General features: G+C 51.1%; 10 protein-coding genes and 1 tRNA gene. 4 read left to right on the top strand and 7 right to left on the bottom strand.

All coding sequences use genetic code 11. The annotated features are described in order from the left end of the window. Positions 1-32: 32 nt before the first annotated feature. Positions 33-107 (top strand) — tRNA-Val (locus tag GAL01_RS08650). A gap of 217 nt (positions 108-324) precedes the next feature. Here the strand turns inward: GAL01_RS08650 and GAL01_RS08645 are convergent. Continuing rightward, the gene (locus GAL01_RS08645; RefSeq protein WP_231865407.1) at positions 325-1728 is read right to left on the bottom strand and encodes an aminotransferase-like domain-containing protein; all 1404 of its coding nucleotides are present in this window, start codon (positions 1726-1728) and stop codon (positions 325-327) included. Between the two features lie 122 nt (positions 1729-1850). Here GAL01_RS08645 and GAL01_RS08640 point away from each other — a divergent pair, with 122 nt between their 5' ends. After that, positions 1851-2285, top strand: a complete 435-nt coding sequence (locus GAL01_RS08640; RefSeq protein WP_082790783.1) for a UrcA family protein — start codon at positions 1851-1853, stop codon at positions 2283-2285. Positions 2286-2287: 2 nt separating this feature from the next. Next, a complete protein-coding gene (locus GAL01_RS08635) occupies positions 2288-3127 on the top strand; it encodes a PhzF family phenazine biosynthesis protein (RefSeq protein ID WP_062032163.1) in 840 nt (279 codons plus the stop codon). 102 nt (positions 3128-3229) lie between these two features. Here GAL01_RS08635 and GAL01_RS08630 read toward each other — a convergent pair whose 3' ends face one another. From GAL01_RS08630 to GAL01_RS15685, 5 genes are all read right to left on the bottom strand, one after another. Continuing rightward, positions 3230-3607: a hypothetical protein gene (locus GAL01_RS08630; RefSeq protein ID WP_062032167.1), complete on the bottom strand. Its 378-nt coding sequence runs from the start codon at positions 3605-3607 to the stop codon at positions 3230-3232. A gap of 310 nt (positions 3608-3917) precedes the next feature. After that, a complete protein-coding gene (locus GAL01_RS08625) occupies positions 3918-5921 on the bottom strand; it encodes a glycosyltransferase (RefSeq protein WP_082790786.1) in 2004 nt (667 codons plus the stop codon). 26 nt (positions 5922-5947) lie between these two features. Then, on the bottom strand, positions 5948-7228 hold the full coding sequence (locus GAL01_RS08620) for a Hint domain-containing protein (protein WP_082790787.1): 1281 nt from the start codon (positions 7226-7228) through the stop codon (positions 5948-5950). A 607-nt stretch (positions 7229-7835) separates the two neighbouring features. Further along, positions 7836-8459: a hypothetical protein gene (locus GAL01_RS08615; protein ID WP_062032178.1), complete on the bottom strand. Its 624-nt coding sequence runs from the start codon at positions 8457-8459 to the stop codon at positions 7836-7838. Further along, positions 8456-10192, bottom strand: coding sequence for a phage fiber-tail adaptor protein (locus GAL01_RS15685; protein WP_062032179.1), 1737 nt, complete (start codon positions 10190-10192; stop codon positions 8456-8458). Before GAL01_RS15685 ends, GAL01_RS08615 begins: the two co-directional genes overlap by 4 nt. A gap of 898 nt (positions 10193-11090) precedes the next feature. Between GAL01_RS15685 and GAL01_RS08595 the strand changes: the two genes are divergently transcribed. Beyond that, positions 11091-11960: an SDR family NAD(P)-dependent oxidoreductase gene (locus GAL01_RS08595; RefSeq protein WP_062032180.1), complete on the top strand. Its 870-nt coding sequence runs from the start codon at positions 11091-11093 to the stop codon at positions 11958-11960. 416 nt (positions 11961-12376) lie between these two features. On the opposite strand, the gene GAL01_RS08585 is transcribed toward GAL01_RS08595, so the two are convergent. Further along, entirely contained in the window at positions 12377-12982 is a 606-nt protein-coding gene (locus GAL01_RS08585; RefSeq protein ID WP_062032181.1) for a nucleoside 2-deoxyribosyltransferase, read from the bottom strand. Positions 12983-12991: the final 9 nt, after the last annotated feature.

Here is a 12991-nt window from a genome sequence, read left to right as displayed (position 1 = left end):
ACCTCACTTTGCTAGAAGCCCGTCCAGCGGATGGGCGCGTAGCTCAGCGGTAGAGCACTGCCTTCACACGGCAGGGGTCACAGGTTCAATCCCTGTCGCGCCCACCATCCAAAGTGGCTGATTTCAGACATTTTCTCCATATGAAATTTGCTTCAATCGCTTCATGGAAACCCGGTTCGTTCGGCCACTATGAATGCCTAGACCTGCACATCGGGTCAGATTGTCAAGTAATCCATAAAAATAGTATTAAACTGGTGATTCGCTAATATCATTGAGTCATCAATTCACATTAAGACATCTATATCCATTCCATTACAAAAAACCTCAAATAATTCCATCTCGGTCAGCGCTTCCGTGCCCGGTAATAACCTCCTTGATAATTGCAAGCGCGCGATCCAACTCTCCTCTGTTGACCGAGGCGCCGAGACAGAGACGCAATCCGGTATCAGCCTGAGGGGAAACTCCAGACGCGTCTGGAGGGGTAATTTCTACGCCTGCACGAAACAGGCGTGCCGTTACCCTCTCCGCATCGAGTGCCGACATGGGTATCCAAGCGTGAGGCGAATACATGGCTCCCGGTCGCGCGACGAGATCTCCCAGTACTGCATGTGACTGGTTCCACCGGGTGGCGGCTTCTACCTGAATGGATTGTCCGATGGTATCGATCCGCCCTTCCGCGACCCACTGGCTGAATACCAGCGCTCCCAGTGCGGGCGGGCAGTACCCCAAGGCTCGGATACCTTGCATGAGTCGTTCCCGTGGCAGGTCAGGTGGAAGTGCCAGAAAAGCCAAACGAAACCCCGGGCAGACTCCTTTGGAAAGGCTGGCGAGATACAGTGTCCGTTCCGGCGCGTAAGACACGATCTGACGCGGCTTCTGGGAGTACGCGTAATAAGCATCGTCTTCCAGAATCAGCAGGTCGCGGGCTTTCGCAACAGCCGCGATCTGCTGTCGACGCTGCTCTGACATTGTCCGTGTGGTCGGGTTATGAAGCGTCGGCAGCGTGAAAAGCAGGCGACTCCCTGTTTCCGCTGCCGCCCGGTCAACAGCTTCGGGCAACAGCCCTTCATCATCCATCGGCACCCCCCGCAGCTTCAGACCCAGATGGGCCGCCGCCATACGCGCACCGTAGAACGTTGATGATTCACACAGGACGGTATCGCCAGGAGCACAGAATGATGAAAAAACCAGTGCAATAGCGTGCTGACCGCCGTTACACTGAATCAGGTTTCCAGCAGAGAAATCCAGCCCGTAATGCCGTGCGATCCATTGAGCGCCGGCTGCGCGGACATGCGGCAGACCCTCGCCCTGAACATAATGCACAGCAGGATCAAGCGCATTACGCCCCATGAGTGCAGCCAGAGCGGCATTCAACTCCGCCATCAGAGGCACAGGGGGGGGCGTATTGCACCGTAGGTCGATCAGACCGCTTCTGCTTTGTCCCGTGACAGAATCACGCTCAATGGTGGGAACATCCGGAACGGCTGGCAATGCACCCCGTACGAATGATCCGCGTCCAACATGAGCGGACAACAGTCCTCGTCGTTCTGCTTCCGCATAGGCCCGTGTCACGCTTCCAACGCTGACCCCCAGCCGAAATGCCAGATCACGCTGGGGTGGCAGCTTTGCGCCAGGAGCAAGCTGCCCCGTTTTGATATCCTGCGCCATCGCCAGAACCAGCCGCTCATAGAGCGGCTTGGGACCGGATTGTAGTGCAGGTTGCCACATAGCGGGCTCCATCAACATCATTGGAATAGGACAATATAGTGATTGAACTCTTTGAGAGAGTTGTCAATCTATAACAATCGAATCGATTCGTCTGTATTGTACTATAACAATAAGGCTATCCTATGTCGCAATCAGCCATGGACATCGCACGCCTGCGACCTGAAGTCCGCATCTTTCCACAAGTTCCGGAGATAGTGCAGGCGCTGGGAGTGCTCTGTGTCATCTTCACGGGACTATTGCTGCTCATGGCCATTCATGAGCCTGCTGTAGCTCAGGAAGCCGAAGAGAGTCCTGATGTGGTCTCTGTGTCTTATGACCGTCAGGATCTGAGCGATCCCGTCAGAGCAAGCCGCCTTCTGGTCAGGATCGACAAAGCCGCACTGAAAGCCTGCGGCGCGATGAACGGTCTTTCTATCCCGACGCAGGAGTTGATTATACGCTCAGACTGCCATCATGAAACCTTTAACCGAACAGTAGCGGCCTTTCACAATCCGACGCTGACACATCTGGCTGCCGCAATCGATCCATGGGTCGGCCCAAGAACGCAGGAACCCTGACAATGGATCTCCCTTTCCGACAGGTAGACGTTTTTTCCGCCGAGCCCTTTCGGGGCAATCCTCTCGCCGTAATTGCAGGGGCGGACGGATTATCCGATAGCCAGATGGCCCAGATCGCGAACTGGACCAATCTCAGCGAGACGACCTTTCTTCTCAAGCCAACGCATCCCGATGCCGATTATCGTGTGCGGATATTCACACCACACACCGAGTTACCTTTTGCCGGTCATCCGACACTCGGAAGCGCATTTGTCTGGCAGTCTCTTGGAGGCGCGTCGAAATCTGCTGTGATTATGCAGGAATGCGGTGCAGGTCTTGTTCCAGTACGCAGACAGACCGATCAATTATCCTTTGCTGCTCCACCAAGGCGTCGGACTGGTCCTGTCGGACAGAATGACCTAGCGAATGCTCTTGCGGGTTTACGTTTGTTACCTGGGGATATTCTCGATGCACAATGGGCGGATAATGGCCCCGGATGGATGGCTCTTCGCTTACGCAGCCGCCGGGACATTCTGGCCATTCAGCCCGACTGGCAGAAGCTAAGAGGGCAGTACTTGGGCGTTGTAGGGGCGTGGGACGATCAGCACGATGGGGCAGACGTCCAGTTTGAGGTGAGGGCTTTTGTCGGAGACGGGCAAGGGTGGGAAGACCCTGTGACAGGCAGCCTGAACGCCGCTATGGCCCAATGGCTGATCGAAAGCGGGGTCGCGCCAGCACAATATGTGGCCACTCAGGGCACCACATTACACAGAGCCGGGCGCGTCTTCGTAGTGAAAGATGGCGATGATATCTGGATTGGAGGAAACGTCGTGACCAGGGTTGCTGGAGTAATCACATTATAGGTTTTCAGAGCGGTCGGCTGGCCAGCTTTTTATGGCATCGCAGGTTATTTTATTTTCTGGGATTTTGCCCGATCAGTAGCTGACCCCGTTCACGGACCGAAATCAAGCATCCATATGTTTCTGTACTTCGACATGCGTCACGAACGCCCTTAAAACGGCTTCCCAGAAGGCTCTATACGTTGAATATCGCCCCCAGTTTGGCGGCTCTTCAACATCTGCTTTCGGGTCGACCGAAAGCAGAACCCATGTCTGCGTGATCCGATCAATTTCCTTATTGGTAAAGCCCAGAAGCTTCTGCAGTTCCTGGATTGCCTCCAGGTTAAACTGAAGGTTACGCCCTCTCGGTCCGTCCCGGATTGCTTCATCCAGCGTGTCACCGCACATGTCGGAATCTTCACCTAATGAACTGGTCCCCAAATTGGACAATCGTGGAAATACGTCTCGAATTTCAGTGCACGAAAAATCAAATTCCGAAAACATAACGGATAATCCTGTTGCGTTTGGTATTCTTGAAAGTACTCCTGACCGATTTACCAAAAACTCCAAACTTAGATTTTGGACAGGCCCATGTACCTCCATACAGAGCCTCCAAACCATTTGGATGAGTTCATGTGGCTCATATTTTAATCCAGGAGAAATACGGAACACGTAACTAGTTCTAAAACCTCTCTGAGAGAGAGAAAAATTAGATTAAAGAAATTAAAATATACATTCTTGCAACATAAGTTATAAAATAAATAGAGGTGATTATCAACAATTATATTAAATTATAAATTTTATTTGAAATAAATTATTGAATTAAAACCTCCCTCTCTACCTTCTCCATCTCTTTTATTATTGAAAGTATACTATAATTTTCCCTAATGAAAGAAACACCTTTCCTAGATATATTATCAATATTTTCATTTTCATGCATAGAAATAATCATCTCTGCAATATTTTCCGCTTCCCCATCTGTAATAAGTTCTCTCAATTCCAACGGAAATGGAATACCCTCGGATGCAATAGGCGTCATGACCACAGGCAGCCCCCATCCCAACATTTCAAGCACTTTACCTTTGATCCCCGCTCCAAAACGGAGGGGTGCCACTCCAATTCTTACTTTTCCAAAGACTTCATCCAAATCCTGAACATAACCAAGAATTTCTACGCCACGGCACGATACCTTGCGGAGATGCTCCGGCATGTGAGAACCAGCAAGATAGCAAATTATATCTGGGCGCTGTTTGTGAACGAGGGGCATGATTTCTTCTATTAACCACAACGCTGCATCCACATTAGGATGATGTCCGTAATGGCCGACGAAAAGACAGCCGCTACGCATGTGGGGTCGTTGAATGACAGGAGGCGTCATAATTGCCCATGGAACAACAAAAACAGGCGTTCTTGGGGCCAGTTCTTTTAAAAGCCGCATTTCTTCCGTTGAATGTGTGATCAAAGCATCAGCTTGGATTGCACAAATTCGCTCCAGAACTCGAACACGGCGCGCTTTATTTTTCAACTCAATGTCATCAAGCTCAGCCGCCTGACGTTCCAACCTCAGATAAGACAGATCAGCAACACTGAAAATGATACGGGCATGAGTTTGGAAATACCTTGCAAGCCCAATATAGGCGTGTGCCACTTCTACACGATGAAGATAAACCAAGGAAAAACTATCGCGCTGATGACGCAAAACAGATTCAACAGTATCAAAAAGGGGGGCCTCAAAAGTTTGAATGCCATCTCTTTCCAAGAACAATTTCTGTTCTCTGGTGGCTTTTTTTTCGTTTAAAGAAATAAAGAAGACATCATATCCCATATCTGAAAGTGCACGAATGTGCGATACAATCGCATTCGACCCAGCATCCCGACTTGGATCTGGAAATCGGCTGTCTATGACAAGTGCACGTTTGCATCGGGATTTAATATTGCCCCAGGCACCTTCAGAGCCCGATACCAACGCCTGATGACGCTCAACAGAATGGTTCACATACCCAGCCATCTCCTGGTTGGCCGTTGTCTTCAAAACATCCAGCGTCGACAAAAGTATTTCCGAAACTCTTTTTCGTTCTTCGTTATTCTCAACGTTTTTTGCGGCAAACTGCATAAACCACAGTATATCGGGATCGAAAACTGAGACTGATTCGATAATGGCTGGAGATCCCTCCAACTCGGCCCCATCATCTCTAATGACGCGAACGATATTTCTTACGCGAAGAGATAAATTTTCTGGAATAACTATAACAAAGCCGTAGTTTCCTGTTCCAATTCCGCACTCTTTTATATCGCCTCGGTATCTGTTTGCTATTGAATTTATTAAAATGCGATCATTAACAATGACCTGTATACCGACAGAGTTTTCTGGTTTGCTTTCATCCCAAGCCCAACCGGCGATATAACGTCGTTCAACGATATCCAGAAACCCTGCACGCTTCTCCGTCTGCACGGCCGCTAATGCAGTAACCTCCCTTGCTTCAGCAGGAAGTTCTATTATGCAAGGAGACCCTTCCAACTCAGCGCCACCTCGCGCTTCTCGCGCTTCGATTTGGATTGGTTGTCCGGACGGCAGTCCCCCTAAAACATTAAAGCAAAAGGCATGATATCCATCGCCTATCCCAGACTGCTTAAGGTCCTCTCTATATAAATCGGCTTTAACCAGGCCTAGAACGATCCCATTACACAGAAGACGAATAAGTACAGGTTCATCCGTACCATTATACGCCCACCCTATGATGGTGGCTTTGTCGATATTATCGACAAAGCCACGCACGACAGACAGAGGCTCCTCTCCGTCAAGATTTTTTCCATCCATGATCAATAAATATCTTCATGCTCTCCTCAAGCCGAAAGACGCGCATTATTTTCAGCCGTAGATTGGAGATTTTGACGAATACTCTCTAAAACGCTTCCTTCTTCCAGGCGCGGAGCACAGTAATATACATCCTTTGTGTTCCGATCAGGATAACGTCGGTAGTAATCGTCTACATTATGAAACATTGACCGACTAGAATCATCAATGAAGGTTTCAGAAGGGGCACCTTCGGCGTAAATGACATCATGATCTTCAAGTTCTATATGATAATATTCAATTACTCCGCGAAGAGTCGATCTGAATATTGTTCTTTCATTAACAAGACTTTCAGCCTGAACAAGTACTCCATCTATCAGCATGGCATGTTTCGGTGAAACTGTCAGATTGCAAACAGGGAGGCCTTTGCCTAGTGAACCACGTTTAAAGGTTATAGGCATCACATTTGGATTAATTCCCGCGAAACGCGACGAATAACTTCTATAGCCAATCCACAAAACAGGCTTCAAATCCCCGCTTACAGTCCGGACAAGGTCCCCAATCTGTAGCTTTTCTACAGATACTTCTCCATCCACCGTTCGAATGGCGGTTCCTTTGGCATAACAAGCAACAACAAGCTCTGTTCCATTAGTCCCGGAGACGGACTGAGTGGACAGGTAGGTTCCTTCTCCATCCTCCTGATCCGTGTATTGCCCATTTAGGAGCAACGTATCTCCATTGCGGAAGGATATCGTACTTGTGCCCAGCAAAGAGTTATATGTAACACCCGTAATCGTTGTCAGACTACCATCAGAACTGACAATAATTTCATCGCCCGCACCAAATCCGTTGATGGTTGCCCCACTCAAAAGGGCAATATTGGTGCTCGACGCCGCAAGATTGAGTGTTCCCCCACCGGTGCCAAAATTGATCGTAAGACCCGATGCTGCACTAATAAGGCTGGCTGCCCCACTAAAAATACCGCCATTGGTAATATTTACTGTTACGTATTGTAGGGCATTCAGCAATCCGCCACTAATAGACATACTCCCGCCGTCAGCATCAAGAGTGACTCCAGCCACGAGATTGATTGTTCCACTATTCACCACAACTGTCGTATGCGCTTCAGCCGTTATTGTGTATGAGGCCAAGAGTCCAAGCGCCGCCAGCTGGATAGTGGCGCTGACTGCAGAGCTGTCTCCAGATGTCACAGTCAAATCATTGGCGCCAATAGCCGCAACGTAACCCAGATTATAACTTCCACCACTAGCCGATGATGTGAGTGAGAGGCTATTTCCAGTTCCGTAATAAGTATTGCCAAAGCTGGACATGCTACTTCTCCATTCTTGATGTTGATTCGGATACCAACATGGAAAGACTTCACGCAGCAGACCAAAAAAAACAATCTATTTCTATAAAATTTCACGATACTCACTTCGTAAGTATCATCATAAAGTAGTCATATTTAATAATAAACGGTTACCAATTAGCCAATTTTTAGTGACCATAAAGGGCATGCATTAACCGTTGCCCGACTTATGCTCCTAAAAAAACCTTTTATCTCTCACTGCGCATCAGCGATTTTAATTTCTCCTGCAGCGTTCGATGGAGAATGGCTCATCATGCAGCAGGTTTTTTGATGCTGACGATTCTGGTGAACCAGACACTCAATATCCTGCTCAATCAGAAGGCAGACTATTCGATCCAGAATTGTCTGCCTTTTAAGTACCATTCGGGCCTTTGCGGACCGGAAAGCTCCAGATAGTGTCCTGTCCTACCTGCGCATCACCGGAATAGAAGGCGCTACTGCATGGCTCGAATTGGCCAATATCGTCCACAACATGCGCGAATTTCTCCTGGAAAAGGCAACATGAACGGTGGCAATCAAGGGTAGGTTTAACGTCCGGCGAGCTCAAAAACAGGCCTATACAGCCTGGATCAAGGACTATTCCGCGCCTTCAGTTGTAGATGCGATCCGACAAATGGATGTTCAGGTGCAGAAGAGCAGGGGGCAGCATACCTGGTGATCAGCAATTCAACATGTGCCGCCAGCGCCGTCCGGTCCGCCTCAATTCGTGCCGCCGTCGCCTGCCGGACAGCATCGTTCTGCCCCAATAATTCCCCGGCATAACCAACCTGCCGCCCGACCTCGGCATCGGGCAGGGTAGATAAAGGCACAAACTGGACCGGGACATGCAGTGTCTGCGCTTTCGTTCGGCTGGCATCAGCCTGTAAGCCAAAAACAGGAGTAAAACTTGAAGCCGAGACCGAAAATGATCCCGACTGACTAAACGTGCCCGACAGATCCATCGTCACCGGCCCGGCAATCATTGCCACCACCGGATCTGATGTGTGCTGCGCGCACTGAAGCGCCCGGACATTGGCGCCGAACCGGACCACCTGATCGACCGTCCAGTGCTGCACGCCAGAAACACTGACCACGCCCGCTTGCGTCAGGTCTGCCTGAACACCAGCAATAGCCCGACTGATCGTGACGGGTGCCACGGATCCGGCCGAGCAGGCCGAGAGAGCCAGAAGCCCGCAGAGTGCCAGCATTTTCATACTAACGTCTCGCCGCCCAGCCCCGTCCAGGCTTTGGTATTCGGGTTCCACATAGCCATGACGCCCTGTGCACCGGAACCGATGGCCTTATCCGTCACGATGGCGCGCTGCCAGGCGACAGGTGAGGCAGGAAGCGCCGCAAAGGTATATGTCGTTGAAATAACCGGTTCATTCAGAAATTCTGCCACGTTCGTCGTGGGATTAAACGACACAAGCGGGGCCTGCCATGCTGATCCGTCCGTTGTGCCAGCGCTGATATAAAGTGGAACAGGCCCTGAACTGGTGTTGTTCGCCCAGAGTTGCCAGTAATATTTCTGATCATCTTTATCAATAACGCGAAGCCCACCGGTGCCATATCCCGCATCAATAGCGAGCCAGCCGGAATATATTTCCGTGGAGCCATCAGCGCTGGTATGCGAGGCAATATTTGCAGCATTATTGAACTGGTCTTTCAGCCTGATCCCAACAGCACCGTTGGTGGATTTCACCCCCAGCCAGCGCGTTCCATAACTGTTCAGGCATCCGACCTGGAGGGTATCTCCTCCGTCCGAAAGTTGAAGCGCATAAGTGGCGTCAAACCCACTATCGGACGGGGCGGTAACGGTCTGAAGATCCGCTACTTTGTCAGGGCTCAGTGCAAGAAACTTTGACGGGTCTGCAGCGGTATATCCGAGAGCAGCATTGATCGCCGCCGCTGTCAGATCTACGGCGATTCCGCCCGAACCCGGCGCACCGGCAGGAGCCTCAAACGAAATGCCCGGAGCAGTTGCGCCATTGCTCATGGTCGCGGTGAGCGTGACCGTGGAGGACTGACCGGCCACGACGGCGCCCTGACTGACAGCCACGGACGCGATGCCCACGCCTGCTGCTCCATCAGCCCCGGCCGCGCCCGTATCGCCTTTCGGTCCAGTTGCACCGGTTGCACCTACGTCACCCGATGCGCCCGTTGCCCCGGGCGCACCAGCCGGAGCCTCGAACGTCGCAGGCGCGGTTATTGTACCATCCGTCAGTATAGCCGTCAGTGTCACCGTTGACGGCTGACCCGCAACAACACTCCCCTGTGTCACGTCGATGGATTTGATCCCGACACCCTGTGCACCATCTGGAGACAGTGCCGCGATCCACTGGCCGATGCTCTGAACTTTGCCGCCAGACGTGACATCCAGACCCGACCCATCGCCCACATACGTGCTGGCCGTCACGCTTTCAAAAGATGGCGTCCCGACCGGGGCCGTGGCTTCCGTTGCCATAACAACCTGACCGTTCGACGAATAACCCGAAGGCAGTGCCTCAACCCCTGCGATCAGCACGCTGCCGTTCGTGAGCGTGTCAGACAGGAAATTCGATGGTGGCGCAATCGCGACCGTCAGGTCCGTAATCTGCAGAACGGCCATCACGGAATACACGCGCCCCTGCTGGGTCGTGATTTCGAAGAGAATTTTCTGCGTCGTGTTTGGCTGCCCACTGGCGAGGAACGCCACTACCATCGTTCCGGCCACGGCACTCCACATGATCGTGAGAGCGTAGTCGCCACTTGCCGTAATGACCGTGGCAGATGTGATTGCGGTCAGCGTATCACCCGTGCCGGCCAGCAGAGCAGAAAAATCCAGAGTATAATCCAGACACTCCGCAGACGACTTCGGACAGAAGGTGACTTGAGAGACTGTTGCATTGCTCCCCTGAAGAACGATCGTCCGGAGGGGAGAAGGCGTCAGATTGTGAATGGTGGTCATACAGCCCTCATTGCGGTCAGAAACGCGTTGAAATCTTTACCAATCAGTGTCGTGCGGGGAATGCTCAGCCGGATACCCGACGACAGCGGACCGTGGGCTTTATTCGCGACCCGCGTGAGGAGTGCCCAGAGAGGAAAGTGGCACGGGTCGCGGTGCAGGGCGTGCTTGCCCTGTTTTCTATCCTGCATAAGATCTCCAATAGAAACGAAGGAACAGCCAAAGGCGCTGCTCTCTCGGCATCAATGAGCGAAAGATCAGACACCCTGATAAATCCGGGCCCGGATCGGTTCCGGAGGCTGAGCCGGGGCGGCATAAGAGGCTGCCGTGGCGTCATTGTTGAGCGCGACTGTGTTGAACGTCGCGGTGTTCTGGGTCGTGGTGCAGGCGGCCGTGGAGCCGAGAAGGAGGGCACCGAGGCCTGAGTGCGAGAACGCGATTGCGCATGATGTCTCCAGACATAAAAAAACCGCCTCAGAGGGCGGCTATCTGGCGTAGACTGTTGGTACGGTGCGGAAAGTTTCCTCATAGAAAGGTAAAGTTGCGCGCACCGAGAAAAATTACGTGTCAACCTGACACTTTGCACTAATTTCCGCTCTTGAAGGAGCGGGACGGAGAACCCCGACGCTGCCTTATCCCGTTGGAACCTGGGCTATACCAGACTAACAAAACCGACAGCATGACACAGACAAACGCGTTCCCTGTCGCGCCTTACACGCCATAATCGTTGCATATCAGTGATACAAACAGCGGAACTGCGCACGTTTCACTCTTCAACTGCCCATCACAAGAAAAGCGTAGGATGCATTCGACTATCGCGTTATGAAGAGCCACCTGTTTTTTCCAGAAAGCCGATCATGAACGTTCTGACGCATTCAACTCCGACTGGCTCATACGATACATGAAGCTTTTTTCCTGCAGAGAGAGAGCTTCAGTACCATCATTTGCCGTCATGACAGGCGGCACAGGCGGCATTGGGTGTGAAATCGCAGGACTTCTTCTGGAACAGGGATGGGATGTTCTTCTACTGACGCGTCAGCCTCACAAGGCCGAGGAACTGATTTCCAGCAGAAACGGACGTTTTGAGGCTGTTTACTGTGACCTCACAAAACCTGCGGAACTGGAATCCGTCAGTAACGCCATTCTGGAAAGAAAAAAGAACATCAGATTGTTAATTCATTGCGCTGGAAAAATAGATCCGGAAATGACCCGGAATATCACTCGGCGCAGCCTTGAAGAACAGATGACAATTAATCTGACGTCACCGATACTCATGACCAGTCAATTACTTCCAGCCGTCTCTTTTGGGGCGCATATTGTTTTTGTTAATTCCATTGCTGGCGTCATGCCTCTGCAGGGAAGTTCTGTGTATAGCGCAACAAAGTTCGGCCTCAGAGGCTTTGCCCGCTCGCTCGCACTGGAATTCAAGTCAGAAGCGCTCCGGGTTTCGTCCATCTTTCTTGGAGCAGTCGATACTCCGATGCTCGAACAGGAAACACGGGACGGCGGATCCGTACTGAATTTTGTCAACAAGCCTCTATCAGCCCGCCATGTAGCCAACCTCATTATCCGGATGAGTGAAGGGAAGGGACGTGAAGTCTTTCTACCCGCACTGGATGGTATTTTCGCTCACGCCTGCCTGATTATGCCGTGGCTTCTGCGAATAACTACACCAATACTTGAAAAAGTTGGTCACATAGGAATGCAGCGCTTCCATAAAAACAAAAAAATATTCCAAAAAAAATTAATAAAAACTCTAACGGAACGATAAAATTAATTTCCGAGAGATATTTTTAACGATTTATTGACGAAAAAAGCAAAGCGATTTAGAAAATTTTTCACCGTTCTACACTTTCAGAAGGCTGTAACGTGCCACATGTAACGTTGACTGATTTTCTGCAAGTGACCCAATGGTCGCCTGACCAGCTTGCACACCAGATTGGCCGTACAACAGATGACATCATGCGATGGTCTCATCATGACAATGAATTGCCAGAGCTTCTTCAGCAATGGATGGCCCGCATTGTAACAGCTTTCCAGACAGAGCCTCCGCCGCCTGGATACGCGATGGAACGCTCTGCAAGCTGCTCCTTTAACGACGATCCATCAATGACTGTCGTTTGCAATGTCTGCGGCTTGGCTCCCCGCTGTGGACAAGGCCTTTACGCAAAAAATTGAGATTATAATTTACAGTCCCGCATGGAGACGCCCCGAAAGACGTGCGGCAGCTTTCCGAAAAGCCTGAAAGAAATCGCGATCAATAGCGACGCTGCCACCCGTCATTTCAATAAAGCCTTCGACCATGCCATTCTGAAGCAGACCTTCAGAATGAACCAGCATGCCGTCCGGATCTTCCATGCACCCGGAAGAGGGAGCATCACTCTCAGGTCTTGCGGAAAGGCTTTCATTCCACACATCCCGCCAGTAGGATTCTACCTTCTCGGAATAAAGACGTCCATCTACGGTATAGGCATCCATCGGTTTCCCTAGGCCCATCATGTAACCGATTTCAACCGCCGTTCCAGGATCCATCTCAGGAGAACGACGAAACGGGTCAATACAAAACAGACCTGCGATACAGCGATCCATCAGATCGCGATCAGCACGGACGAAAGCAAGGATGGTCTCGCGTCCCGGAGGCAAAAGCCGCGCTTCAGCCTGCCCATCAAAGGGCGCAACACCTTCAAGGCCATACTCTGCACAGATCGATTTGAGCCGCGCAAACAGAGCAAGAGCTTCCGGCCGGAACACCAGATCACCGGCCAGATAAACTGAAATTAAATTGTCTGACATAGACCTAAG

This window comes from Gluconobacter albidus (assembly GCF_002723915.1).
Lineage (GTDB): Bacteria > Pseudomonadota > Alphaproteobacteria > Acetobacterales > Acetobacteraceae > Gluconobacter > Gluconobacter albidus.
This window is presented reverse-complemented; position numbering and strand designations above follow the sequence as displayed.

Bases quoted from the DNA above. Each gene is read 5' to 3' on its own strand.
- GAL01_RS08640 (WP_082790783.1), top strand. From the start codon at position 1,851: ATGTCGCAATCAGCCATGGACATCGCACGCCTGCGACCTGAAGTCCGC.
- GAL01_RS08620 (WP_082790787.1), bottom strand. From the start codon at position 7,228: ATGTCCAGCTTTGGCAATACTTATTACGGAACTGGAAATAGCCTCTCA.
- GAL01_RS15685 (WP_062032179.1), bottom strand. From the start codon at position 10,192: ATGACCACCATTCACAATCTGACGCCTTCTCCCCTCCGGACGATCGTT.
- GAL01_RS08625 (WP_082790786.1), bottom strand. From the start codon at position 5,921: ATGGATGGAAAAAATCTTGACGGAGAGGAGCCTCTGTCTGTCGTGCGT.
- GAL01_RS08595 (WP_062032180.1), top strand. From the start codon at position 11,091: ATGAAGCTTTTTTCCTGCAGAGAGAGAGCTTCAGTACCATCATTTGCC.
- GAL01_RS08615 (WP_062032178.1), bottom strand. From the start codon at position 8,459: ATGAAAATGCTGGCACTCTGCGGGCTTCTGGCTCTCTCGGCCTGCTCG.
- GAL01_RS08630 (WP_062032167.1), bottom strand. From the start codon at position 3,607: ATGTTTTCGGAATTTGATTTTTCGTGCACTGAAATTCGAGACGTATTT.
- GAL01_RS08585 (WP_062032181.1), bottom strand. From the start codon at position 12,982: ATGTCAGACAATTTAATTTCAGTTTATCTGGCCGGTGATCTGGTGTTC.
- GAL01_RS08635 (WP_062032163.1), top strand. From the start codon at position 2,288: ATGGATCTCCCTTTCCGACAGGTAGACGTTTTTTCCGCCGAGCCCTTT.
- GAL01_RS08645 (WP_231865407.1), bottom strand. From the start codon at position 1,728: ATGTGGCAACCTGCACTACAATCCGGTCCCAAGCCGCTCTATGAGCGG.